Raw genomic sequence first — 23,901 nt, forward strand, 5'->3', positions numbered from 1 at the left:
AGTATTCTATGCGGGATGCTGGTTTCTCCTCCCCGCAGCATGCGGCGACATTCTGTGAATATAAAGACAGACGACGCGCCGCAAACCGCACCTGCCTTTACAAAAAGATGCATTCATGGCTACTTGTGATTCTTGAAGGATGACTGTGGTTTCGAATATTATACATGACCTCCGGTCGGAAGGATTCATCCCGTGGCAGGATATTTGCGTGGGCTGGTCGGCATCCTCGGCCTGGCGTTGTTGGCACAACCGGCTTCCGCGGCCGATCCAGCACGCCCTAGTCCAGCGCCCACTGCGCCACCGTCGATTCCTGCAGGCTGGACCTTCCAGGCGACATTCTATGGCTGGGCCACGGCCCTTAACGGCACGGTGGGGGTGCGCAACCTCCCGCCAGTGAAGGTGGATGCATCCTTCGGCGATATCCTGGAGCATTTCGACGGCGCCTTGATGGGCGCTTTGCTCGCCAAGAACGGCGACTGGATGATCCTGACCGATCTCGTCTGGGCACAGCTCACCGACGATGCCAAACTGAAGATCGCCAACGACCCGGCGCTCAAGGTCAAGCAGCGCCTTCTGATTGCTTCCGCCATCGCCGGCTACCGCCTGCCGCTCGGCAATCCCGATCTCGATCTCAGTGTCACGGCCGGCCTGCGCTACCAGCGGCTCACCTTGGATGCGACGCTTACCCCCGGGACCTTGCCCTTCATCGACCTGAAGAGCAATCAGACCAAAGCCTGGCTCGATCCCGTCGTCGGCCTGGTCCTGCAATACCGCATCAACGAGCGTTGGTTCTTCAATGCGCTCGCCGATATCGGTGGTTTCGGCGTCGGCTCTCAACTGACGTCGCAGGGCGTCGTGTCGGTCGGCTACAATTGGACGGAGACGATATCCACGGCCATCGGCTATCGCGCGCTTTATACGGATTACAAGGGCAGCGGCGTGCGCACCGGCACCTTCCGCTATGACACGACCATGCATGGCCCGTTCCTGAGTCTCGGGGTCCACTTCTGATCCGAGGGCGGACAGCATCATCCGCACCCGTCATCCCCGGCGAGATCGGCGAAGCCAATCGCGGGAAGGGGATCCAGCAGGATCAAAAACTTAACGCATTTCTCTGGATTCCCTACCCCTCGGGCCTTGCGGCGCTTGGCCGGGAATGACACCGCCCGGAAACTGCATGGCGCGGGCGGCGGCCAGCCGCATCGGCGCCTGGAACCGGTTTGGGTGGCGGCCTGCGCTCCGCCGCCCCCCTCATCCGAGCCATCATCTGTGGGAATCCCTGCCACAATGCTTAGCGTTGCGCGGCGGCGGATGCTAAGGCGATGGCTGAAAGGGTATCCGATGAAGGTCAACATCGACATGGGCGCTGCGACCAACGGCGCCGTGGCGGCCATGGATCTCGAAGAGCTGCTCGCGACCCGCCTGCTGGTGCAGGGCAATTCCGGGTCCGGCAAGTCGCATCTGCTGCGCCGTCTGCTGGAACAGAGCGCGCCCTGGGTCCAACAATGCATCGTCGATCCCGAAGGTGATTTCGTCACGCTGGCAGAAAAATTCGGCCACCAGGTGGTCGACGCTGCCCGCACCGAGGCGGAACTCACGCGCATCGCCGGCCGGGTGCGCCAGCACCGCGTCTCCGTCGTGCTCAATCTCGAAGGGCTCGACGTCGAGCAGCAGATGCGTGCGGCCGCCGCTTTCCTCGGCGGCATGTTCGATGCGGAGCGCGACCATTGGTATCCGGTGCTCGTCGTCGTCGACGAAGCGCAGCTTTTCGCTCCCGCCGTTGCCGGCGAGGTCTCGGACGATGCCCGAAAGCTCTCGCTCGGCGCCATGACCAATCTGATGTGCCGCGGCCGCAAGCGCGGCCTGGCCGGCGTCATCGCCACCCAGCGCCTGGCCAAGCTGGCGAAGAACGTCGCGGCGGAAGCCTCCAATTTCCTGATGGGCCGCACCTTTCTGGACATCGACATGGCACGCGCGTCCGACCTGCTCGGCATGGACCGTCGCCAGGCTGAAATGTTCCGCGATCTTTCGCGCGGAAACTTCGTCGCACTGGGTCCGGCTCTGTCGCGCCGCCCCCTGGCGATCACCATCGGCCCCGTTGAAACCGCCGCGCGCTCCGCGAGCCCGAAGCTCATGCCGTTGCCGGAGGCGCCGGAGGATGCCCGCGACCTGATCTTCACACCCGGGCCCGAGGAAGCCTCTCCGGTGGTGCGCAGACCGCCCCCCAAACCGGTTCCGACCGCCGACATTCTGGCGCAACTGTCGCGGCCGAGGCCTGCCCCGGACCAGCCGGCCGAGCCGGTCTTCGCCGTCATCGACGAGGCCGAGCGCGAGGCGGGCATCGACGCGGTGCTGCGGGAGATTCTCGAAGACCCCGATGCGGCCTTCCGCTCCGACGCCGTGCTCTACCAGGACTTCCTGGTACGCAGCCGCATTCGCCGCGTGCCCGGAGAGCCGCTGCCGCTGTCCGCCTTTCGCCGGCGGCTGGCTGTCGCTCGCGCCGGGGTCGATGAAAGCACCGGTGGCGAAGCCTGGGTTACCGCGCTGTCGCTCTCGGAGGGATTGCCCGACGATCTCCAGGGCATGTTCCTGATGATCGCCCGCGCCGCCTTGAACAAGGATCCCTGTCCGTCCGACGCCACTTTGGCGCGCGCCTATGGGAGCCACTCGCCGCGGCGGGTACGGCGCCTCATCGCCTATTTCGAGGAGCGCGGCCTCATTGTGGCGCGCACCGACTTCCACGGGAGACGCGTGCTCGCCTTCCCGGACCTCGGCTGCGAGACCGCCCCCGGCCATCCCGACGCACCGGACGAGACCGAACGCGACGCAGCCGAGTAGGGTTCCCCCCCCCCTCCCACCGCCTTGCCAGCGTCCCGTGCTCTAACGAGATGCGGAATGTCGGTTGTCGTTCCGGGGTCAACCGGCCGATGCGGCGGTGAAAACCGCCAGCTGCGCGGCGAAAGCGCGCTTGAAGGCGGGTCGGGCTTCGCCGCGTGCGACATAGGCCGCGAGGTTCGGATATTCCTCCAGCAAACCCGAGCCGTGCAACCTTCGGAGCACCGTGACCATCAGGAGGTCACCCGCACTGAATGCGCCATCGAGCCAGTCGGCATCGCTCAGGCGACTGGAAAGGTCGCGTAGACGGCGCCGGATGCTGTCGTCGAGGGACTTGAGACGCTGCTCGTACCAGGGCTCATCGCGCTCGAGAATCTGGACGAGGTTACGATCGAAGATCGGCGGCTCCACCGTGTTGAGCGCCGCAAACATCCATGTGATGGCACGCGCCCGGGCATTCGCATCGCTCGGGAGCAGGCCGGCATGGCGCTCCGCGATATGAAGCACGATCGCCCCGGACTCGAACAGGACGAGGTCGCCTTCCTCATAGCTCGGGATCTGCCCGAAAGGCTGAAGTGCGCGATGCTCGGGCTCCTTCATCGCTTTGAACGTGACAAGGCGAACGTCGTAAGGCTGGCCTACTTCCTCGAGCGCCCAGCGAACGCGCATGTCGCGCGCATGTCCCTTGCCGCGATCTGGCGACCGTTCAAACGCGGTAATCGTGGGGGTCATGGGTGCGCTCCTCGAGCAAATCCGACCTGAACGGACTCGTCTGGCGCCGTCCAAATCGCAGAATTTGCACGTCATTATTCGAATGAGCCGATCTGCAAAAGACGGACCCGCTCTCGTCTTGGCGCGGGCGCCGAGCGAGTGGCATGGCCGCGCTCCTTCCTCCTGTCGGTCGAGCCCCCCACCCGAGCCGTTCCGGAATCTCAGCCTTACGGGTTGATTTCGGGCTCGACGAGTTTCGCGAGCTTGCGGAGGGATTCCTGCCAGCCAAGATAGCAGGCCTCGGCGGGAATCACGTCCGGCACGCCCTCCTGCTCGATATTGACGTCCGTGCCGACGGACACGGCCTTCAGATGGACCGTGACCTTCATCTCACCCGGCAGGTTCGGATCATCAAACCTGTCCGTGTAGACGAGGCGCTCGCCGGGAACGAGCTCCAGATAGGTACCGCCAAAGGAGTGACTGTCACCGGTTGTGAAATTCCGGAATGACATCCTGTGATGGCCACCAACCTTCGCGTCCAGCTCATGGATGGTGCAGGTAAAACCGTAGGGTGGAAGCCAGCTGGCCATTGCATCGGGTTCGACGAAGGCGCGATAGACTTTTTCGGGCTTGGCGGCGATGACGCGATGAAGACGGATCGTGCTGGGCATGGATTTCTCCCTTTGGCTCTGTGTCATAGAGGTTGTTGCGCTCTAACCCGGCCCCCCTGCCTCCGACATAGTAACGACGAACGGGCGTGCAGGAAGCCGATATCGCGCTCGAATAAATCCGCAGCACCGGCCCGACCCGGCACCGGTTCGCTATCGCCTCGGATACACGAGCTGCAGGGCGACGACGTCGGTAGTCCGCTCACCGTAGCGGACCGTGATCGCGTCGAGCGCGAGATCGAGAGCCCCGGCGGGCTTGTGGTCAGGAAAGGTCAAAACGCACCGGTCCTCCGGCCATTCCCTCTCCGGCAGGTCGGGAATGATGCGCACGCCGTTGCCGCTCTTCACCGCCTCCATCGAGGTGGTCGCGCTTGTCACATGCAACCGGTAGGTTCGCGAGCACGCATCGGCGACCAGCGCGAGTGATCCCTCGCCCATGCCCGGCTCGAGACGCGCGCCGAGTTCTTCCCGCTTCCAGAGGGCGCGGCGCAGAACATCCGTCGGCACCAGGTGGCCGGTGGTTTCCTTGGCGTCGTCGATGCCGATGACCGCGACCAGCGGGCGCGCGCGTTTAGCGGGCTCGAGCGAAGCGAGCATGGCATCCGTCTCCTCCCGCGGGATCGCCTGTCCGGTCGGGGACGCCTGGGACTCGACGGTTGCAGCGGTCCTCACCAGCCGATCGCCCCTGGAGCGTGCCCAGACAAGGGCGGTCGCGAGGTGAACGTCGAAGACGCACCGATGCTGAAGCCTGCCGGCCGGACAACTGACCCGCAAACTGCCCTGCGCTGAGGAACGATAGGATTCAGAATGTCGGCGGGGTATTGATCCACACGATCACGGCTTCGTCCGGGCCCGGGTTGAAGAACGAATGGGGGGCCTCGGACCGGAAGCAAAAGGAATCGCCACGCCCCAGCACGTGCGTCTGCTTGTCGATCGTAAGTTCCACAAAACCCTCGATTACGAAGCCCGCCTCCTCCCCTATATGAGAATAATCGCCAGCTGATCCGTGCCCGGCCGCTATGGAAATGAGGTTTCCTTGCAGCATCCGGTCAGGTGAATGCGGAATAATCTGCTCGATGCGCAATCCCTGTTGCAAGGCCCCCAGGTAATCGAGGGTCACTTCCTTCCGATCACTGGCTCTCACCACCATGCAACTCTCAGTTTCAGATCCCGATAAGAACGATGCCATACTTGTTCCCAAGCCCGCCACGAGCTTGTGAAGGACCGAGAGTGACGGCAGGAGGCGCCCGTTCTCGATGCGCGAGACCAGGCTCGCGGAACATCCCGCCTTTGCCGCCAGTTCGACCAGCGTGAACCCTTGCGCTCTGCGCATCGTCTGCAGGCGCCGACCAATCCGTGCAGCCTCCAGCGTGGGTTCAACGGCTGCTTGAGACGCGATGCCGTTGGAACTGATGGGCTCCACGGAGGCCGGCGCCTTGCGTTTCACGCCGAGCTCCGATGCTGTCGCGTCCACGCGTCTTCCCGCCGGGGTAAGAGACACCTGAGCCGTCGCTTTTGACCTATTTTTCATGACACTCCAAATATCAGATCAGGATGCCGATGTTTATGGGCGCCATCCAGCCGGCGGCCGGAGATGAGCCTTATCCACCGTCTTCAAGTTATCGGGCGTAATGGCGATCAGTGGGACATTAATGACCTTGGGTTCAGGCTTCTTCCCCTCCAGAAGATCCGAGACCACACGAACCTCAGTGCGACCGATCAACACGGGTTGCTGTGCGACCACATAATCCGCGCAGCCAGCATTCATCATGTCCTCGGCCTCTTCGCCCAGCACGGAAAAGATGATGCGTGTTCTCCCGCAACGATCCGCGGCCTGCGCAGCTCGCGCCGCGCCTACGCCATAGACGTCATCCGCGCCATATATCATGTCCAGCTTCGGGTGCCGTTGCAGGATCTCGCTGGCCCGTGTCAGCGAGGTCGCGGCGTCCTGCTCGCTCGTTGTCTCCGCAACGATCTTGATATTCGTCCCGGCGATGTCCTCCTTGAAGCAGCGAAGCCGCTCCGTCGCCCAGAATGATCCCGGCGGGCCGGCGAGGACGCCGAGGCTTCCGCCATCCGGCAACAAGGCCTTGGCCCCCTTGGCAAGTTCGCGGCCGATATTGCAGTGGCTCGACGACACGGCCGCATCCGGCTCCACGGCACTTGCGACCACATTGACGCCAGCACCAACGAGCAAGATTCCGGCGTCCCGCGCCTGCTGCACAACACCGTTTAACGCTGCAGGATCACTCGGATCGATCAAGATCGCCGAAACTTTCTTGATGGCCAGATTTGAGATCTGGTCGAGTTGCTTGTCGATATTGGCATATCCACCCGCATCCTGCACAATAACCGTAAAGCCGCGTGCTTTGGCCTCGTCAAGAATTCCGTATAGCTCAGCGGTCGGATAGGGCCCCTTCAGGTTGGGCTTTGACAGCCCGATGACTTTCTTGGGTTGTTGCGCCTGAACTGCGGGGACATAGAGCGTATATAAGGCAAGGACCGATGCGATTCCGGCTATAGATGTACGAATAGTATGACCTATCATTTTCAACCCCATTCTGGATTATTGATTTGTGTGTTTAGCCAAAGCGTGGATTCAATGGCCTTGCTTTCTCCGGATATTGGCCTGGTCGAGCGCGACAGCGGCGATCAAGGACAGTCCTATGATCATCATCTGCGTATAGGATGAAATGTTGAGAAGGTTGAGGCCGTTCGCGAGGATGCTGATGAAGGCGACCCCGAAGGCCACATTCACGATGGAGCCGCGCCCGCCGGCGAGTGAAACGCCTCCGAGGACCACGGCGGCAATCGACTCGAGCGGCAGTGTCGCCCCCAGGGTCGGTTGCCCCGACGAGACACGCGCGGTCAGAATGATCGCGCCGATGGCGGCGGTCACCCCGCAGATGGCGTAGGCAATCACGCGCACCCGCTCGACATGGATCCCGGACAGTCTGGCCGCTTCCTCATTCCCGCCGACGGCGCAGATATGCCGACCCAATCGCGTATAGCGCAGCGTCAGTTCGGCGATGACGAGTGTCACGCCGGCAACGAGCACTGGAATGGGCAGGCCAAGCCAGTATTGATAGGCAACCCGGCCAAATGCCGGCGGCAGGCCCAGTATCGGAACGCCACCAGCAAGATTAAGCGCGAGCCCGGCGGTCACCGACAACATGGCGAGTGTGGTGATAAAGGCCGAGATGCGAAATCGGGTTATGATCAGGCCGTTCACGATACCGACCACGGCGCCGCATAGGAGCCCGGCGACAATTCCCGGCACAAGGCCAAATTCGCGCATGACGAAGGCAAGCACCACGCTGACCAGGGCCACGGTCGAGCCGACGGACAAATCGAGGCCAGCGGTCAGAATGACAAATGTCTGGCCGAATGCGACCGCGGCGAGCGCAGCTGCGGCGATGCCGATGTTCCGGAAGTTCGAACCCGTCAGGAAGACGTCGGACAACAATGAAAACACGATGACGAGACCGAGTGTCACCACGGGCAACGCGATTTCCATGGCGCGTTCGCGCACGATGCGTCCAAATCCTGCTTTCCATTCCTCCCTGTCAAAGACGTGAAGCCTTTCACCATAAGACTGCATGGAATGTTCCCCTATTCATTATTGCGGCGCTCTTGCGCCGGACCCACCGCTGACCTGTCGTGTCCCTTGAAAGCCGCGGCCAGGATACGGTGTTCGTCGAACTGCTCTTCAGGAATTTCGTCCTGGATCGTGCCTGCCGAGACCACCAGGATGCGATGGCAGAGATGAAGCAGTTCCGCGTTCTCCGATGAAACGACGATGACGGCCGCTCCGCGCGCGGCGAGATCCTGTATCAGCCTGTATATTTCCGCCTTGGCGCCGACATCTATGCCGCGCGTCGGTTCATCGAAGATATAAACATCCGCGTTCGTGAGCATCCATTTGCCGATGACGATCTTTTGCTGATTGCCGCCGGAGTTCGTACGGGCTGGCCTTGAAAGTTGCCCCCGGAACTGCAGCTTCTGCGCCATGGTCGTCGCTGCCTGGCACGCGTGCCGCCACGCGATCAGTCCGCCGCGGCAATGGTCGGCGAGAGAGGCCATTAATAAATTTTCATAGCCGGAAAGGCCCGTGACGAGCCCCTGATCCTTCCGGTCTTCGGGAATATAGGCAAGGCCGCTGCGGATGGCATCGGCGGGCGCCTTGATGGTCAAGCGACGTCCATCTTTGCGGATCTCGCCACCATCCCGGGGATCCGCCCCAAAGACGCTGCGCATGATTTCCGTGCGGCCCGCGCCCACAAGCCCCGCGAATCCAAGGACTTCCCCGGCCCTCACGTCGAAACTGATGTCTTCGAAGACATCCTTGCGCGTCAGCCCGGACACCGACAGGCGGATATCGCCGATCGTACGATTGCGCGGAGGAAACAGCTCGGTCAGCGGCCGCCCGACCATGAGCTCGATGAGCTCCCCGGTTCCGCGCAGGCTCGAGGTTTCAAGTGTCTCGATATGACGGCCGCCACGCAGGACCGTAATGCGATCGGCAAGGCCCATGACCTCCGTCAGCCGATGCGACACGTAAAGGATCGTCGTACCTTCGGCGCGCAGGCGCCGCAGAATGCGAAGCAGGGCATCCGCCTCCTTGTCGGAAAGGGAGGCGGTCGGCTCGTCCAGAATGATGATCGGCGCCTTCAGCGCCAAGGCACGCGCGATCTCGACGATCTGCTTGTGGCCGGTCGACAAGGACGACGCCCGCGCGCCCGGATCGATCTCATCCGCGCAATCAAGAGCCTCGAGCATGTCGGAAGCGATCGCTTTCGCCTGACGGCAGCTGACGATGTGGCGTCCGGCTCTCGAGGCGGGCTCGTTGCCGAGTACGATGTTCTCGGCGACCGTCATCCCGGGAACGATCATGAGCTCCTGGAAGATCGTGACAATGCCGTTGCGCCGCGCCGCGCCCGGCGTGTCGAGCATGATCGGCTTGCCCTCAAGCAATACGCGGCCCGCCGAGGGCCGTGCATCCCCTGATAAGATGCGGATGAGGGTCGACTTGCCCGCGCCGTTCTCGCCGACAAGGGCATGCACTTCTCCCCGCCGGATGACCATGCTGAGATTGCTCAGCGCCCGCACGCCCGGGTAGTCCTTGCCGATGGCCTCGGTGGCGAGAATTGCGTTGTCTTCACCCGCAGAATGCGTCGCGATCATCACGCGTCGCCTGAGGGTGGCAGTGACGCAGGGTTGGACGGGATCGCTGCAATCATGTCGAGCTCGACCCGTGCACCCGGCGCACTCAGGTTGTTGACCGCGACAAGCGTTCCCGCCGGACGCCAATCGCCGAAATGTTCGGAAAGCACGGCATACATGTCGTCCATGTCGCGCATGTCCGTGATGTATTTCGTGAGCTTGACCACGTTGCGCCAGGTCAAACCGCGCGCGTCCAGGACCAACTTGATATTGGCCAGAGCCAGCCGCGTCTGCTCGCGCATGTCGTGGGGCAGCACATGCTCCTCCGCGACATGCGGGTGTCTGTGATAGAGCGGCGACGCCGTGGCGCCTGCGATGAACAGGAGACTGCCCATGCCGGAGACCTCGACGGCCGGCGCATAGGGCATGTTGGCGGCTTCCTCAGGGCGTGGATGAACGGGCTGAATAGTCATCATGGCCTCCCACCTGTGTTGGATCAGGCTGCGCTGCGATGCCTGCGCCACGCGACCGTGGCGTCACGTGGCGGCGTTATGCGATTGCGGAGCACGCCGAGCCCGGCAGCCTCCAGTTCAACCACATCACCGGCAGAAATCCATCGATCGAGCTCGAAGCCGCATCCGTGGTTCACGGTGCCGGAGCCGAGCACGTCACCGACGTTGAGCGTTTCATCCTGGGAGGTATAGGAAATCATTTCCTCAAAGCTCCATTGCATCTCGCCCGGGGTCGATTCGGCCCAGACCTCCCCGTTGATCAGCACGCGCATCGGCGTCCGTGCCACATCCGGCAGTTCGTCCGGTGTCACGATCCACGGTCCGAGCCCCCAGGCGAAATCCTTGCCCTTGAACGGTCCGGTGTTGTTCGCCATCTCGCCGCGCTGGGTGTCGCGCGCCGAGAAATCATTAAGAAGCGTGTAGCCGAGGATATGCGCGCCGGCCTCAGTCACGTCCACGTTGCGCGCCGGCAACCCCACCACGGCGGCGATTTCAAGCTCGAAATCGAGTTTGCGCGTGTATGCGGGCCACTGCACATCCTGGTCATGCCCGACCATGGAGGTCGGATTGGCCTTGAAAGCGAACGGGCGCTCATACCATTCGGCCGGCAATGTCAGGCCCATCTTGCCGAAGGTCGACAGCAGATGGTCCTCGAATGCCGCAAAATCCCGCAACACGGGCACGCGCACCGGCGGCCTGAGCTGCACGTCGCCGAGCCGGTGGGCGAGAACCTCCCCCTGGGGACCGCGAAGCTGTCCGCTCGCGACAGCCTCCCCTTGCTCGACGAGCCAGGCGGAGACCTCCTGCACGGGATCGAGCGCCGGCCCGTAGAGGGCAGCGCAAGCGTTGAGGTCTGCCGGCGCGAATGCATTGGCGCGCAGCGTGGGCGCGGGCTTGCGTTGCTGCGCGGAAAGCGCCGCAAAGGCAGCATTGACATCGACCACCCAGCCGCCGCCGGTCCGTGCGACCGTCACCGCGTCGGCCTGTGCATCGGTGCCCGCCCAGATGATGCCGAAGCGATCGACAGGGCCGAGCGGCGTATTGATGCGGAAGGTTGCGAGTTTCATCGTGTCACCTCTGCAATATCGACCTTGTCGTCCGCATCTGTCCCGGGAAATGGCCCTTGCTTTATCTCGATCAGTCGGGTTTTCGGCTCGAGAAATTCGACCTCGTGTCCTTCGATCATCAGGAGCAGATCGTTTTGCACGAGTTGGACGTCGCCGAGCCACACGCCTTGACGTGTATAGATCGCGACGCGCGCCCGTCCGCTTTGGCAAATGAGGATTTGATGCCGCGTTGGCCAAGCCGGAAGCTCTTCGCGCGGCACATGATAATGCGGCAGGGTGGTGGCCCCTGGCTGACGCTCGAGCATGATGATCTGGAGCGGCCACCCGTTGTCCGTCACATGGGCCTTTGTCGTGCGCTCCAGAGTTGGGTCGGCGACGCGGTAGGCCGCCTGCACGTGGCGCACCTCTTCCTCACTCTCCATGAACGGAGGAAAGCGCTCGAATGCAGAAAACTGCGCACCGATATGAATGGCAATCGTGCGATTATCATCCGGCGCCCGAAAGAAGCGCACATGTTCGACGTCGTCATGAGGCTGCGAATGAGACATGCCTTTGCCCGCGTAAAGGTTGTGAAGGGTTCGGATACCCGGGCCGGCAGAGCCTGACCGCGAGCACTTCAGGCTGTCAGGGTACAGGCGTGACGGCGCACCAACAGTTCGAAAAATCGAAACATAACGTTTCCAATATGATCACATGTCCGCATTTCTTGCAATCGGAAAACATTCCGCATGGCTATTGCGTTTTATGAAAAAAACTGCACAATTTTGCATGACCGGTTGCGTAGGGCCAAGCCAGGTGGCGCCGCCAGCTCAGGAGCCCGCCTGCTCGCGTCATAGAACAATCAAAAGGGGAAATTCATTGATCGACTTCAATGAATACTACTACTTTGCCCATGTGGTGGAGAGCGGGGGGATCACACAGGCCAGCAAATGCCTCAATCAACCAAAATCAAAGCTCAGTAAAAGAATATCTGAATTGGAGAGACGCCTTGGCGTCCGGCTCATTCAGAGAACGTCGCGCCAATTCGCCGTGACTGATCTCGGTGAAGAAGTCTATACGCATGCGAAGAAAATGCTTGCGGAGGCGCGTGCTGCCGAACGTGTCATAAAAGCCCGCTTGTGCGATGAGAGCGGAACGATCCGGGTGATGAGTTCGGCCCAGATCGCGCGGGCCTGTCTTGCCAAGGTCTTGCCGCACTTCTTACAGCGCTTCCCGCAGATTCAGGTTCAGCTCGACGTTCTGAATGGCCCCACCGATCTGACACATCGCATGTCCGATCTCTTTCTCGTCGCCCATGACAGGGAACTCGGCGACTCCAGCATGATCCAGCGGAGGATCGCGGTGGAACCGTCGCTGATGGTCGCGAGCCGCCCCTATCTCGCTGGCAGACCCGCGATCGCGGCGCCCGCCGAACTCTCCGCCCACAGCTTGCTTGGCCTCGCGGAGCCCTGTGCAAAGCCGCGATGGGAGATCTTGCATCGACGGACTGGCGAACAGGTGGCTGTCACGCTCGATGCGCAACTGGCCAGCAGTGACGTGCTTGCACTTGCCGCGGCGGCCCGTGAGGGAGCCGGGATTGCGGCCCTTCCCGCCTCTGCCTGCGCTGAAGACATCCGCGCAGGACGGCTCGTGCATGTTCTCCCTGAATGGACGGCCGGTTCGACGACCATCAGCGTTCTTTTGCCGTCGCGGGAAGGCGTCCTTCCTGGCGTGCGCGCCCTGTTCAAGCACTGCATCGAGCATTTCCCGGCAGCAATGGCCGCTGCCGAGGAACGTTATCCGGAGCGGCTCCCGATCAACGCAAACATTGACGCCTCCTCGCTGGAACCTTGCTGCCATGATCTATGAACTCAGACAATACGAGTGCCTGCCAGGAAAACTGGCTGGTGTCGTCGAACGCTTTCAACGGGATGTCGTCCCGCTTTGGCAGGAAATGGAGATCCACTGCCTGGGCTTTTGGACGACGATGGTCGAGCCGAGCGATGAGATGCTTCACTATATCCTGGTCTGGCAGAGCCTCGCCGATCGCGACGCCAAATGGCAGACTTTCGCGCAGGACCCGCGTTGGCTGGCCGCGAAAGCCCATACGGAGCAGGCAGGCCCGTTGGTGGCGCGCATCTCCAGCACGCTGATGCGGCCGGCGTCTGGCATGGCGATTGCGGAGCCAGCCGGGTGGGTTTCATACGCCCCCCCGGCCAACAGGTGATGCAATGCTGAATACGGTCAGGTCGCAACGCGGAATGGTCACGGCGCCGCATCATCTTGCCAGCGAGGCAGGGTTGCGTGTCCTGCGCGACGGCGGGAACGCGATCGAGGCAGCAATTGCCATGGCAGCCACCCTCGCCGTCGTCTATCCGCATATGACGGGGATCGGCGGGGACGGCTTCTGGATCATCGCCCCTCCCGGTGGTGATCCCATCGCGATCGATGCGTGCGGCCGCGCAGCCCGTGCCGCCACGCCCGATCTGTATAATGATGCGGGACTGTCGCTCGTCCCGACGCGCGGTCCTCTTGCCGCCAATACGGTCGCGGGGACCGTGTCTGGCTGGCGTGAGGCGCAGCAGTTGAGCACGACGCTCGGCGGCGGTCTGCCGCTTGGGCGCATCCTGGAAGATGCGATCTGGTACGCCGAGAACGGCTTCCCGGTGTCGGCAAGCCAGGCCGAACTCACGCAGGCCAAGCTTGCTGAGCTCCGCAACGCTCCGGGATTCGCCGCGACCTTTCTCCCGGACGGGCGGCTGCCAACGACCGGCGAATTCATGCGCCTGCCCGCCTTGGCCGCAACCCTTCGCCGCCTGGCGGCGGCAGGCTTCGATGACCTCTATCGCGGTGAACTCGGCCGCCGGCTTGCATCCGACCTTGCCGCCATCGGGGCGCCGCTGACACAGCTCGACCTCGCGGACCATCACGCCATAACGGCCTCGCCGTTGGCCACGACGCTGCGCGGAGGCATTCGGCTGGTGAATTGTCCGCCGCCCACGCAGGGGGTGGCGTCGCTCATGATCCTGGCGATCTTCGATCGTTTGCAGGTAACGGCGGATGCCGAGACCTTCGGTCACGTGCACGGCCTGGTGGAGGCGACCAAGCGGGCGTTCGTCCTCCGCGACAGGCTTGTCGGAGATCCCGCCAGCATGGCGGAGACGGCACAGGATCAGTTGCAGCCGGAGCGGCTCGACAGCCTCGCCGCCGCCATCGATATGCGCCAAGCGATGCCTTGGCCGGCAGAGCCCTCCGGCGGAGATACGGTCTGGCTTGGCGCCATCGACGCAAACGGCGTCGCCGTGAGCTTCATCCAAAGCATTTTCTTTGAGTTCGGATCGGGATGCGTGCTGCCGGAAACAGGTGTGCTCTGGCAGAACCGAGGCTCTAGCTTCTCGTTGTCGGATGGCATTCGCCAACTCGGCCCGGGCCGAAAGCCGTTTCACACGCTCAATCCGGCAGCCGCCTCTTTTCCGGACGGTCGGGTCATGGTTTACGGAACCATGGGGGGAGAGGGGCAACCGCAGACGCAGGCCGCCATCTTCACGCGCTACGGGATCTATGGCCAGGATCTCCAGTCGGCAATCACAGCGCCGCGCTGGCTCCTCGGCAAGACCTGGGGCGAAGACAGCGTCACGCTCAAAGTCGAGAACCGGTTCTCGGACAGTCTGATCGCAGACTTGCGCGGCGCCGGCCATGACGTTGCATTGGTCGACGCCTTCACGAGCACGATGGGGCACGCCGGTGCGATCGTCCGCCATGCCAACGGCCTGCTCGAGGGTGCAAGTGATCCGCGCAGCGACGGCGCAGCCATAGGCTATTAGCGCATCTTCGGGCGAAATGGACACCGCTTCGCGTGAAGACAATGCTTGGAAATAAGGACCTGGAGCCTATCCGGTGAACTGGAGTTCACTGGATAGGCTCCAGCCATCGACCGGATCGCGGTGCTCCTGCCGAACCCGGCGGAATAATCCATCCCGGGTCTTTGCTTCGCCCCCGCGGCAGGCTACTTCAGCACCGACATGGCGGAAACTCCAACCGCTTCCAACACATCGCTCTCGTGGATCACCCGCATGTATGGAATACCGTTGAACGACCTCGCCTGGTTGGTGGTCTCGCTGCTGTGCGCGGGCGCTGTCACGGGTCTCCTTGCCGGCGTATTCGGCGTCGGCGGCGGCGCGGTGGCAGTGCCCGTCCTCTACGAGCTTTTCCGTGTGACGGGCGTGCCGGAGGAGGTGCGCATGCCGCTCTGTATCGGCACCTCGCTGGCCATCATTATCCCGACGTCCATCCGCTCCTTCAACGCGCATAGGGCGCGCGGCGCCGTCGACATGACGATCCTGCGGCAATGGGCCATACCCGTCGTCGTCGGTGTCTGCATGGGCAGTCTCGTGGCGCGTTATGCGCCGGAGGCCCTCTTCAAATCGGTCTTCGTCGTGGTCGCCGGTGTCTCTGCCGTCCGCCTGCTGTTCGGCAAGGACTCGTGGAATCTCGGCCTCGAGATGCCGCGCAAGGCCGTCATGACGGTCTATGGCTGGCTCATCGGCGTGCTGTCGAGCCTCATGGGCATCGGCGGGGGACAGTTGTCCAATCTCTTCATGACGTTCTACGGCCGGCCGATCCACCAGGCCGTGGCGACGTCATCGGGTCTGGGCGTCCTCATCTCGATACCGGGCACGCTCGGCTATATCTACGCCGGCTGGCCGCGCGCTGCGGAATTCCCGCAGGTCGCCGCGCTCCAGCCACCACTGGCCCTCGGCTATGTGTCGCTCGTCGGCCTCATCCTGTTCATTCCGACCAGCGTGCTCACCGCACCGCTCGGCGTCAGACTTGCCCACGCCATGCCCAAACGCCGGCTGGAGATCGCTTTCGGCCTTTTCCTGCTATTGGTGAGCGCCCGCTTTCTCATGAGCCTCCTCCCCCTCTAGTGGAGCGAATTTGACATTTGAGTCCCGCCTGACATCAAGCTCCAGATCAAATGTCAGATTCAAAAGCTCCACTAGAACCAATAGCTTGCTAGTCGAACCACTAGCGGCCGTCCTGCCCGCGTCGGTGCAACGACTTTATGAGCCGAAACGGGGCCGAACGACGGTCCGGCCCGGATCAGCTCTTGACGGCACCGGCGGTGAGGCCAGCGATCAGAAAGCGCTGGAGAGCCAGCACGATCAACACGACGGGCACAAGTTGGATCGTCGCCGCCGCGAAGACGGCGCCCCACTGCACGCCCTCGGCGGTGCTCAACATCTCACCGATAACGACAGGCGCGGTGCGGGCGTTGCTCGTGGTGAAAATCATGGCGAAGACATATTCGTTCCAGGCGAAGACGACGACGAACAGCGTCAGCGCGACGAGCCCTTGAGCCGCGAGAGGCAGGATGACCAGCCGCAGGATCTGCCAGAGGGACGCCCCGTCGAGCGCAGCCGCCTCTTCAAGCTCGATCGGGATCTGCGCCACGAAGGAGCGCATCATCCAGGACCCGAGACTGACGTAGAATGCTGCGTAGAGCAGGATGAGAATAAGATGACTGTCATTCAGCGCGAGCCAGTTGACCACCGGAAACAGCGGGACCGTCACAACGATCGGCGGTAACATCCTGACGACCAGCATGAAGACCGCTGAAACCTTGTAAGCAGTCTCCTTCGTCCGCGCGTAGACATAACCCGCGGCAAAAGACGCACAAAGTGTCAGAAGCACTGTAAAAAGCGTGACGATGATACTGTTGCGCAGGCTTGAGAAGAATTCAGGGTTGAGCCGCGCGAGAGTTGTGAAATTCTCAGCGGTTGGGATGAAGAACATCCGAAAGGGAACCTCGAAGATCTGGCGCGGCTCCTTGAAGGACGATGTCACGACGAGCAGGATGGGCACCAGGCTCCAGGCCAGCACGGCCATGACGGCAGCCGCGCGCAACAGACGTGTCAGCGGGCGGTCGTCATGCATCACGGCGCACCTCCTTGGCCATCCTGTAGAGATAGGGTAGCGCTATCAGGAGCGACAACAACAGCATACAGACACCGGAAGCTGAGGCCAAGCCGAAGTTCCGAAACTGGAAGGTTTCGCGATAGAGATAGATCGCCAATACTTCGGTGAGCCGTGCCGGACCGCCGCGCGTCAAGAGCCAGACCTCGCCGAAGAGCCTGATGGCGAAGATATAGCGAAACAGGATGGCGACCAGGATGGCGGGCATGATGATCGGCACCTCGACCTTCCAGAACCGCTGCCACGCCGTGGCGCCATCGATGGCTGCCGCTTCCTGGGTCTCTTTTGGCACGCTCAGGAGCGCCGCATAGAGAATGAGGAAGGTGAAGGGCATGTGGTGCCAGATGGCGATGATGCAGGCCAGCGCGAGCCCCGCCCACGGCTCGGAATCCCATGGCAGCACCAGGCCGAGCCCGTCGAGAAGGCGTGACGCAACGCCGACGTCGGGTTCCATCATGAACCGCCACATCACGATGCCGCTGCTCTCTGTGATGGCATAGGGCGCGATGATCGCGGCAATGATCAGCTTGCGACCCGTCTCGACGCGCCTCAAGAGAACGGCCACCGCCAATCCGAAGGCGAGTTCGCCATAGACGATCACATTCACGACCGCGAAGGTGTTCCAAGCCGCCCGCCAGAAAGCGCCGTCGGTGACAAGCGCCGCGTAATTGGCAAGGCCCACGAAGGCCGGATCCTGGCCAAGCGTCGATTTCTGAAAACTCAGCCAGACGATGTAGACGGCGGGCGTTGCCAGCAGGCCGACAAGAAGCAGCATGGCCGGCAGAAGCAGCAGGATATAGAAGCCGTGGCGCGTCTGAGGACGATGCTGGCGATCCCGCGCTGACGCATCGCGCCGCAGCGGCCTGATGTCGATCCGTCGGGCGATCTGCGCGATCATGGTCGCTTTTCCCCTATGGCGTCATGGCCTGAATCAGGACACCGGGCGTGCCGCATTGCGCATTCTCCCTCCAATTCCGCCCTCTTGATCGGGTCTTGACTGCGAAAGCAGCCACGAAAACGTCTAGGGGGCCCTTGCGTTTCTGTCAAGGATGTAAGATTGAATTACATATTTGTAATTTCAACGAACGAACCTCGGGCGCAGCTCGAGCGCAGGCAAGGGAGCGACGTTATGGCGAAAGTGGTTGTGGTCGGCGGCGGAACGAGCGGCTTCGCCGCGGCTATTGCTGCAGCGCGGGCGGGGGCGGATGTCACGCTTCTCGAGCAATCGAGCTATCTCGGCGGCACCATGACGGGCGGCCTTGTCCCGGGCATCGTCTCCTTGCGGCACCAGCCCTGGCGGGATCAGGAAACCCTCGTCGAGATGGAGACCTCGCATGCCGGCGACCAGGTGGTGCAAGGGATTGCCCAGGAGATGATCGATCGGCTGATCGACGCCGGCGGCGCTTACGGCATCCCGGGTCAAGCGACGATCCGCGTGAGCTTCGACCCCGAGATCATGAAGGTGGTCATCGACAAGATGTGCCGCGAGGCGGGTGTTGCCGTCGAATACCACACGAAGGTCACGGCGGTGCTGCGGGAGAACGGGCGCGTCGTCGGGGTGAAGGCCAATTTCGGCGACGAGATCGTTGCAGACCATGTGATCGACACCACCGGCGACGGCCATGTGGCCTGGCTTGCCGGCGCTCGCTATGAACAGGGCGAGAAGGGAGACCCGACCTATGTCCAGCCCATCTCGATGTATTTCCTGATGGGTGGCGTCGCGCTCGACAAGACGATCGACTACGCGTGCAGCGGACGGGAGGACTTCTCGGAGGGCTATCTGAGGAAGCTGCGCAAGCTCTACGAGGAGGGCAAACCGCTCACGATCCCGGGGCTCCCGCGCCTGCGGGAGGTGGCTGCGCAGGCGGGCGACTATCCCGGCGCATTTGGCTCAACGACCCTTAACCCACGGGCACACAACAATATTTTGCGCCCGATCTTTCGCAATGGGAGAGTCGTCTACGATATCACCATGCACAATGTGGACATGGCCTATCGCGTCGATGCCACGGACAACAAGACGCTCAGCGAGGCCATCGGATCGATGCGGGACTTCACGCTGAAGATCGGCGAGTTCTACCGCAAATATGTCCCCGGCTATGAAAACGCCTATGTCCTGCAGATCGCCGACAACATCGGCATTCGCGAGACGCGGCGTGTGGTCGGTGCGTATATGTTGACGGGTGAAGACGTGCTTGAAGCCCGTTCGTTTCCCGACAGCATCGGCTATTGCGGCGCGACGGTCGACGTCCACAACATCGATGGCAGCGAGAGCACGCGCATGACCGCTATTCGCGGCGGCCGGCTCTATCAGATCCCGTACCGCATTCTCGTCCCCGAGGCGATTGACGGTCTGCTGGTCGCGGGACGTTGCGTCTCGGCGGATCGCGTGGCCTGCGGCTCCATCCGCCAGCAGGCTGGCTGTATCGTGACCGGCCAGGCGGCGGGGGTGGCCGCCGCCTTGGCGACTGATCAGGGCGTTGAAGCCCGTCACCTCCCCATCGGCCTCCTCCAGCAGGCGCTCAAAGACCAGGGAGCCCAGCTCTGACGGCCCTTGTCGACACATCCTGCGCGGATCCATCGCGACGCCTTGCCGTCGGCTTCGCGATGGAGTGGGCATCCAAGCAGGGCCAACATGTCCGGCGCGGCTGCCCTCCTGGGATCGAGCCGACATTTCTCGGTCCCGCACCAACGGATCGCCTCAAACTCGCGAGACTGGATGTGCTCGTCGTCGGCACGGAGCCCGTTTCAAACGCGCTCCTTGCCGCCTGTCCCCGGCTGAAACTCGTCCAGCGCTGGGGTACGGGGCTCGACAATATCGACAGAGACTATGTGGCAGGCCGTGGCATCGCCACGGCCGAGCTGCCCGGCGTCAACGCCCGCAGCGTCTCGGAATTCATCCTGCTTGCCATGCTCGCGCTTCTGCGGCAGCTACCCGATGTCACCGTGTCATGGTCGCGCGGTCGGTGGGAAACAGGCCGGCCCGGGATGGTCTCACGAAGGCTTCAGGGCAAGACCGTGGGCCTCCTGGGATACGGCGCAATAGGGCGCGATCTCACCAGGCTTCTGCATTCCCTCGACGTCGACATTCTCTACCATGATGTAACTGCGGCGGAGGTTGCGGGTGTCTCCGCCCGCTACGTCGCGAAGGAGGAACTCCTCGCACGTTCGGACATCGTGACCGTGCAACTCCCGTTGACCCCATCGACCCTTTGCGAGATCGGGGCGCCGGAAATCGCCGTGATGAAGCGTTCGGCAATCCTCATTTCGGTCTCGCGGGCCGGGGTCGTCGATGAGGCGGCCGCGCGCCTTGCCGTGGCAGAAGGCCATCTGGCAGCGGCGAGCTTCGACAATTTCGCGATCGAGCCGCTGCCCGCCGACCAGATCGGTCACACGCCGGGGATATTGGCCACGCCGCATATCGGCGGGGCGGCCATCGAGGGCTTCGAGGCGCTCGTTGACGCCTGTTTCAAGAGCATTTCCAGTCACTTCGACCTATAGAAAAGCCTGCCGGGAGACGCATCCCGGCAGGCTCACATTCATCGGATCAGGCGTCAGGCCGCGACCAACGGCACAACCCGCGCCTTCGCGTCGCTCATCGCGGCCTGAGGATCCTTGCGGCCGAGCAGAGCAAGGCCCACTTCTTCCATCAGCACGCTCATGGCCTGCTGGGCATTGGGGAAGCTCGGCGTGATGAGTCTTGCCGTGGCGAGTGCCGTCTTGTCGGCGGCCGCGTAGGGCAGGAGCTGCTGCACCCGGGCGTCGTTGTAGGCGGAAGGTCGCACCGGCCCGTTGCCGTTGAGCGTGGCGAGGATTGTTGCTTCCGGTGTACTCAGATGCCGGATCAGGCTCCAGGCCAGTTCCTTGTTGCGGCCACTACGCGGAATAGCCATCGCCCAGACCGAGGTCTTGGCGGGAGACGGTTTGCCATCGGCCCCGACGGGCAGGGCCACAGCCTGAACCTTGCCCGGGAATTTGCTGGCCTTCGGATCGTTGAAGGTGAAATAGCGGCCGAATGGACTGTTGGTCATCGCCGCGCGGCCCTGCTGCATATAGTTGATCACGTCCTCGTTCTTGAAATTCATGATGTTGCGCGGCATCACGTTCGTCTTGACGAGCTCGCGCATCGTCGTGATCGCCTCAACTGCCGCTGGCTGGTCGATGATGACTTTGAGATCGGGCGTGATGAAATCGCCGCCAAAAGCGCGAACGATGTCGAGCGTGCAGGCGAGATCTTCCATAGACACGATCAACCCGTAGACTTTCGTGCCATCCTGACGGTCGTAGGTCAGCTTTTCGGCCATCGCGATCATGTCGTTGATCGTAGCCGGCGGGCTGGAAAATCCGCGTTCGGCGAAGAGATCGCTATTGTAATGGAGCCCGGTCGTCGCGTGACGATAAGGAATAGCGGTGACTTTGCCGCTGTAACGATGTGTCTCGAGCATCGCGTCGGGGATCTCGTCGAAGGCCGGTATGGGGTCCTTGGCTTGCCATTCGCGCAGATCCTCGAAGAGCTGCGCATATTGCGGCCCAACCAGCCCGTTCAGGACGAAGGCCACATCGACGCCGCCCTGGCTGAGACTGGCCTCGCGCAGTGCCCTTTCATTGGTGGCTTCGACGCCGAAGGTCAGCCAATCGATGGTCGCGCCGTTTTTCTCACGCCAAGCGGCCGTGATGTCGCCCCCCTTGCCCGTCGTCGCCGCAGCCTTGTGAACGGCATGGGCGACAATGGTGAGCTTTTTGTCCTGCGCAAAGGCTGGCACCGCCTTTGCCATCGAACTGCCCGCAAGCCCGGCCAAGGCTGCGCGTCGTGTCAGCATGCTATCTTCCTCCCATGCGTGGTTCTTGTCGGGCCGGCTGTTGCCGTGCCGTGATCGTCATGTCGTCCGGTCGTCGATCTCGACGTTGGCGAGCAATGACTGCCGGTTCAGCACCACATCGCGCGCGGCAAGGATGTGTCGCTGCATTTCCGCGCGCGCACGCACGCCGTCCGCCGCCGCGATCGCCTCGAAGATCGCGATGTGCTCGTGATAGATGCGCCAGAGATAGGAGTCGCTGCTGTTCTGGCGGGAGACCACGAGATCGAGTTGATTGCGACCGATGAAATTCGGCATCATTTCCAGGGTGCGGACGTAGAAAGGATTGCGCGTCGCCTGCGCGACGGCCCGGTGAAATGCGAAATTCGCGTCGGCCAGCAGCTGATGCTCGCCCTGTCGCAGCATCTCTTCCGCACCAGCCAGGACCTTGCTGATCTCCGCGATATCGTCGGCCGTGCGCCGCTCGGCGGCGAGCCCGGCCGTCGCGGCCTCGACATCGATGCGGTATTCGTAATAGCGCAACAGATCGGCAAGCGTTTTGATCTGCGGCAGAGCAGCCGCGCTTGGAAGCATCCCCCGGATGACGAAAGTCCCGGAGCCCTGCTGGGATCTGACGATCCCCTCCTCCCGCAGCCGCGCCAAGGCCTCCCTGACGACGGGCCTGGATACCCCAAAGCGCCGTGCGAGCTCGGATTCCGGCGGCAGCTTGACCCCCTTGGGAAACTCGCCGCGACGGATGAGCCGCTCGATCTGCTCATAGACGGCTATCGCAAGACGACCGCTGAGGGCGACCGCGTCTCCGGTTGTCGCGTCGTTGGCAAAGTCTGTCACAGGGATCGGCTCCATTGGCCCGGCAAGGACCCTCTCCGCACATGATGCGCTGAACGGCGAAAATGTCAACGTTGTAAATTAATGATCAATGATGTAATAAATCGGCCCCTTGTCCGGGAGGAGTTGTATCTTGGATTGCCCCATGCCGTTCGACGATCTCATCGGCGGCGGCTCGGCCGGACGCGTCCACACCAACGGCCGAGGTCCCCGACCCCGTCGCCTATGAAGGCGACGTTCCGGTCTTTGCGCCGACTGTCGCTTTTGCGCCGATCCGATCGTCCATCGCGATCCGGCCGGCAGACGCTCGGCAGCGGAGATGCAGCCGGCGCGACGTGCTGGCCCGTGTCATGGCCCGTGTCATCGCCGCAACGACGGGATGCATGGAGCGAAAACCGTGCGACGGGCGAGTATTGCCTTCAGTATTCCCCTAACGATCCATTCGCCGCGCGCGTTCAACGCGCCATCGACCGGCAATCCGCCTCACCCCTAGCGACTGCCCGATGGCGACTGCCCGATGGCGACCGCCCGATGGCGTCGACGTCGATCTGACGAATGCAGAGCTAAAGTGGGAACTCCGGTTTTCCAAACACGCCGAGCATGTCGAAGGCAACAGGCCGCCGCCGATCGAGTATCAGGGAATCCTGGAGCTCGATGATATGGTCGCGCATCAGACTGACGGCAGCCGCAACGTCGCCGTTGGCGCAATGGCGAATGAGATCATCATGGTGGTCATGCCAGCCCGCCAGGCCCGCCTGATTGTCGAACAGGTTGACGATGAGGCTGGTGCGAGCAACCAGCAGGCGCACCTGCTCGGCCAGGATCCGGTTTCCCGACAGTTCCGCCATCAGCACATGAAATCCTCCTGAGAGGTGGATGGCTTCACGGATGTGGCCCTGCTCGCGCAGCCGGTTCTCCTGGTCGATATTCTCCTGTAGCTGCGCGATCGCCGCGGGATCGGCCGCCCGGGCCACGGCTTCCGTTGTCCCCGCCTCCACGGCGATGCGGGCGGCAAACACCTGCCGCGCCTCCTCCGCATCCGGTGCCGCAACAAACGCGCCCCGCTTCGGGAAAAAGACGACCAGCTTCTCCCAGGTCAGGCGTTGCAACGCCGTCGCAACTGTACGTCGGCCGACGCCGAACGCCTCGACGAGGGCCATTTCCGTCAACTTGGTGCCGGGCAGCAGGCGCTGGTCCACGATCGCCGAAAACAGGTGCTCATAGGCATCCTCGGCATCTTCGACCTGCGGGCGGTTGCGGTCGTTCATCACGCCGACAAGGCGCTTGTCCCGCTGCATTGTTGCTCACCCTCGTCCAAACCTTGCACAACGAATTGTGCGCAATC

General features: G+C 62.7%; 23 protein-coding genes. 8 read left to right on the top strand and 15 right to left on the bottom strand.

Features of this window, described 5'->3' with window-relative positions; translation table 11 throughout:
- Nucleotides 1-192: 192 nt before the first annotated feature.
- Entirely contained in the window at nt 193-1,011 is an 819-nt protein-coding gene (locus tag C7450_RS26495; RefSeq protein WP_146227545.1) for a hypothetical protein, read from the top strand.
- Nucleotides 1,012-1,341: 330 nt separating this feature from the next.
- The gene (locus C7450_RS26500) at nt 1,342-2,838 is read left to right on the top strand and encodes a helicase HerA domain-containing protein (protein ID WP_110377499.1); all 1,497 of its coding nucleotides are present in this window, start codon (nt 1,342-1,344) and stop codon (nt 2,836-2,838) included.
- 78 nt (nt 2,839-2,916) lie between these two features.
- Here C7450_RS26500 and C7450_RS26505 read toward each other — a convergent pair whose 3' ends face one another.
- The 10 genes from C7450_RS26505 to C7450_RS26550 all read right to left on the bottom strand — a co-directional run bounded on the left by C7450_RS26505 (nt 2,917) and on the right by C7450_RS26550 (nt 11,504).
- On the bottom strand, nt 2,917-3,567 hold the full coding sequence (locus tag C7450_RS26505; protein ID WP_110377500.1) for a glutathione S-transferase family protein: 651 nt from the start codon (nt 3,565-3,567) through the stop codon (nt 2,917-2,919).
- A 206-nt stretch (nt 3,568-3,773) separates the two neighbouring features.
- On the bottom strand, nt 3,774-4,217 hold the full coding sequence (locus tag C7450_RS26510; RefSeq protein WP_110377501.1) for an SRPBCC family protein: 444 nt from the start codon (nt 4,215-4,217) through the stop codon (nt 3,774-3,776).
- Nucleotides 4,218-4,367: 150 nt separating this feature from the next.
- Nucleotides 4,368-4,886, bottom strand: coding sequence for a hypothetical protein (locus tag C7450_RS26515; protein WP_146227547.1), 519 nt, complete (start codon nt 4,884-4,886; stop codon nt 4,368-4,370).
- 130 nt (nt 4,887-5,016) lie between these two features.
- On the bottom strand, nt 5,017-5,688 hold the full coding sequence (locus C7450_RS26520) for a cupin domain-containing protein (protein ID WP_170147451.1): 672 nt from the start codon (nt 5,686-5,688) through the stop codon (nt 5,017-5,019).
- A gap of 90 nt (nt 5,689-5,778) precedes the next feature.
- Nucleotides 5,779-6,774: a sugar ABC transporter substrate-binding protein gene (locus C7450_RS26525; protein ID WP_110377504.1), complete on the bottom strand. Its 996-nt coding sequence runs from the start codon at nt 6,772-6,774 to the stop codon at nt 5,779-5,781.
- A gap of 39 nt (nt 6,775-6,813) precedes the next feature.
- Nucleotides 6,814-7,815: an ABC transporter permease gene (locus C7450_RS26530; RefSeq protein WP_110377505.1), complete on the bottom strand. Its 1,002-nt coding sequence runs from the start codon at nt 7,813-7,815 to the stop codon at nt 6,814-6,816.
- Between the two features lie 11 nt (nt 7,816-7,826).
- Complete coding sequence (locus C7450_RS26535) at nt 7,827-9,398, bottom strand: sugar ABC transporter ATP-binding protein (RefSeq protein ID WP_110377506.1); 1,572 nt, start codon at nt 9,396-9,398, stop codon at nt 7,827-7,829.
- On the bottom strand, nt 9,398-9,850 hold the full coding sequence (locus C7450_RS26540) for a RidA family protein (RefSeq protein WP_170147452.1): 453 nt from the start codon (nt 9,848-9,850) through the stop codon (nt 9,398-9,400). Before C7450_RS26540 ends, C7450_RS26535 begins: the two co-directional genes overlap by 1 nt.
- Before the next feature lie 23 nt (nt 9,851-9,873).
- On the bottom strand, nt 9,874-10,956 hold the full coding sequence (locus C7450_RS26545; protein ID WP_110377508.1) for a fumarylacetoacetate hydrolase family protein: 1,083 nt from the start codon (nt 10,954-10,956) through the stop codon (nt 9,874-9,876).
- Nucleotides 10,953-11,504, bottom strand: a complete 552-nt coding sequence (locus C7450_RS26550) for a cupin domain-containing protein (protein WP_110377509.1) — start codon at nt 11,502-11,504, stop codon at nt 10,953-10,955. Before C7450_RS26550 ends, C7450_RS26545 begins: the two co-directional genes overlap by 4 nt.
- Before the next feature lie 310 nt (nt 11,505-11,814).
- Here C7450_RS26550 and C7450_RS26555 point away from each other — a divergent pair, with 310 nt between their 5' ends.
- The 4 genes from C7450_RS26555 to C7450_RS26570 all read left to right on the top strand — a co-directional run bounded on the left by C7450_RS26555 (nt 11,815) and on the right by C7450_RS26570 (nt 15,863).
- Nucleotides 11,815-12,804 carry a LysR substrate-binding domain-containing protein gene (locus C7450_RS26555; RefSeq protein ID WP_170147453.1) on the top strand — a complete coding sequence of 330 codons (990 nt, stop codon included), beginning with the start codon at nt 11,815-11,817 and terminating at the stop codon, nt 12,802-12,804.
- The gene (locus C7450_RS34135; RefSeq protein ID WP_170147454.1) at nt 12,794-13,162 is read left to right on the top strand and encodes an NIPSNAP family protein; all 369 of its coding nucleotides are present in this window, start codon (nt 12,794-12,796) and stop codon (nt 13,160-13,162) included. Before C7450_RS26555 ends, C7450_RS34135 begins: the two co-directional genes overlap by 11 nt.
- 4 nt (nt 13,163-13,166) lie before the next feature.
- Nucleotides 13,167-14,759 (top strand): gamma-glutamyltransferase family protein, encoded by a 1,593-nt coding sequence (locus C7450_RS26565; protein WP_110377512.1) that lies wholly within the window; start codon nt 13,167-13,169, stop codon nt 14,757-14,759.
- Nucleotides 14,760-15,008: 249 nt separating this feature from the next.
- The gene (locus tag C7450_RS26570) at nt 15,009-15,863 is read left to right on the top strand and encodes a sulfite exporter TauE/SafE family protein (RefSeq protein ID WP_110377513.1); all 855 of its coding nucleotides are present in this window, start codon (nt 15,009-15,011) and stop codon (nt 15,861-15,863) included.
- 175 nt (nt 15,864-16,038) lie between these two features.
- Here C7450_RS26570 and C7450_RS26575 read toward each other — a convergent pair whose 3' ends face one another.
- Both C7450_RS26575 and C7450_RS26580 read right to left on the bottom strand, forming a co-directional pair.
- On the bottom strand, nt 16,039-16,872 hold the full coding sequence (locus tag C7450_RS26575) for a carbohydrate ABC transporter permease (RefSeq protein ID WP_110377514.1): 834 nt from the start codon (nt 16,870-16,872) through the stop codon (nt 16,039-16,041).
- Nucleotides 16,865-17,809, bottom strand: coding sequence for a carbohydrate ABC transporter permease (locus C7450_RS26580; protein ID WP_110377515.1), 945 nt, complete (start codon nt 17,807-17,809; stop codon nt 16,865-16,867). The genes C7450_RS26575 and C7450_RS26580 overlap by 8 nt, the downstream gene beginning before the upstream one ends.
- 231 nt (nt 17,810-18,040) lie before the next feature.
- Between C7450_RS26580 and C7450_RS26585 the strand changes: the two genes are divergently transcribed.
- On the top strand, nt 18,041-19,459 hold the full coding sequence (locus C7450_RS26585; RefSeq protein ID WP_110377516.1) for an FAD-dependent oxidoreductase: 1,419 nt from the start codon (nt 18,041-18,043) through the stop codon (nt 19,457-19,459).
- 59 nt (nt 19,460-19,518) lie between these two features.
- The gene (locus C7450_RS26590) at nt 19,519-20,412 is read left to right on the top strand and encodes an NAD(P)-dependent oxidoreductase (RefSeq protein ID WP_110377517.1); all 894 of its coding nucleotides are present in this window, start codon (nt 19,519-19,521) and stop codon (nt 20,410-20,412) included.
- 53 nt (nt 20,413-20,465) lie between these two features.
- Here C7450_RS26590 and C7450_RS26595 read toward each other — a convergent pair whose 3' ends face one another.
- From C7450_RS26595 to C7450_RS26605, 3 genes are all read right to left on the bottom strand, one after another.
- Nucleotides 20,466-21,731 carry an extracellular solute-binding protein gene (locus C7450_RS26595; RefSeq protein WP_110377518.1) on the bottom strand — a complete coding sequence of 422 codons (1,266 nt, stop codon included), beginning with the start codon at nt 21,729-21,731 and terminating at the stop codon, nt 20,466-20,468.
- 57 nt (nt 21,732-21,788) lie between these two features.
- Nucleotides 21,789-22,559 carry a FadR/GntR family transcriptional regulator gene (locus C7450_RS26600; RefSeq protein ID WP_170147456.1) on the bottom strand — a complete coding sequence of 257 codons (771 nt, stop codon included), beginning with the start codon at nt 22,557-22,559 and terminating at the stop codon, nt 21,789-21,791.
- A gap of 560 nt (nt 22,560-23,119) precedes the next feature.
- Nucleotides 23,120-23,854, bottom strand: coding sequence for a GntR family transcriptional regulator (locus tag C7450_RS26605; protein ID WP_110377520.1), 735 nt, complete (start codon nt 23,852-23,854; stop codon nt 23,120-23,122).
- Between the last annotated feature and the right edge of the window lie 47 nt (nt 23,855-23,901).

The sequence above is a fragment of the Chelatococcus asaccharovorans genome, assembly GCF_003201475.1.
Lineage (GTDB): Bacteria > Pseudomonadota > Alphaproteobacteria > Rhizobiales > Beijerinckiaceae > Chelatococcus > Chelatococcus asaccharovorans.

Coding starts and splice junctions, on each gene's coding strand:
- C7450_RS26500 (WP_110377499.1), top strand. CDS start 1,342: ATGAAGGTCAACATCGACATGGGCGCTGCGACCAACGGCGCCGTGGCG.
- C7450_RS26505 (WP_110377500.1), bottom strand. CDS start 3,567: ATGACCCCCACGATTACCGCGTTTGAACGGTCGCCAGATCGCGGCAAG.
- C7450_RS26510 (WP_110377501.1), bottom strand. CDS start 4,217: ATGCCCAGCACGATCCGTCTTCATCGCGTCATCGCCGCCAAGCCCGAA.
- C7450_RS26525 (WP_110377504.1), bottom strand. CDS start 6,774: ATGGGGTTGAAAATGATAGGTCATACTATTCGTACATCTATAGCCGGA.
- C7450_RS26530 (WP_110377505.1), bottom strand. CDS start 7,815: ATGCAGTCTTATGGTGAAAGGCTTCACGTCTTTGACAGGGAGGAATGG.
- C7450_RS26535 (WP_110377506.1), bottom strand. CDS start 9,398: ATGATCGCGACGCATTCTGCGGGTGAAGACAACGCAATTCTCGCCACC.
- C7450_RS26540 (WP_170147452.1), bottom strand. CDS start 9,850: ATGACTATTCAGCCCGTTCATCCACGCCCTGAGGAAGCCGCCAACATG.
- C7450_RS26545 (WP_110377508.1), bottom strand. CDS start 10,956: ATGAAACTCGCAACCTTCCGCATCAATACGCCGCTCGGCCCTGTCGAT.
- C7450_RS26550 (WP_110377509.1), bottom strand. CDS start 11,504: ATGTCTCATTCGCAGCCTCATGACGACGTCGAACATGTGCGCTTCTTT.
- C7450_RS34135 (WP_170147454.1), top strand. CDS start 12,794: ATGATCTATGAACTCAGACAATACGAGTGCCTGCCAGGAAAACTGGCT.
- C7450_RS26565 (WP_110377512.1), top strand. CDS start 13,167: ATGCTGAATACGGTCAGGTCGCAACGCGGAATGGTCACGGCGCCGCAT.
- C7450_RS26570 (WP_110377513.1), top strand. CDS start 15,009: ATGTATGGAATACCGTTGAACGACCTCGCCTGGTTGGTGGTCTCGCTG.
- C7450_RS26575 (WP_110377514.1), bottom strand. CDS start 16,872: ATGCATGACGACCGCCCGCTGACACGTCTGTTGCGCGCGGCTGCCGTC.
- C7450_RS26580 (WP_110377515.1), bottom strand. CDS start 17,809: ATGATCGCGCAGATCGCCCGACGGATCGACATCAGGCCGCTGCGGCGC.
- C7450_RS26585 (WP_110377516.1), top strand. CDS start 18,041: ATGGCGAAAGTGGTTGTGGTCGGCGGCGGAACGAGCGGCTTCGCCGCG.
- C7450_RS26590 (WP_110377517.1), top strand. CDS start 19,519: ATGGAGTGGGCATCCAAGCAGGGCCAACATGTCCGGCGCGGCTGCCCT.
- C7450_RS26595 (WP_110377518.1), bottom strand. CDS start 21,731: ATGCTGACACGACGCGCAGCCTTGGCCGGGCTTGCGGGCAGTTCGATG.
- C7450_RS26605 (WP_110377520.1), bottom strand. CDS start 23,854: ATGCAGCGGGACAAGCGCCTTGTCGGCGTGATGAACGACCGCAACCGC.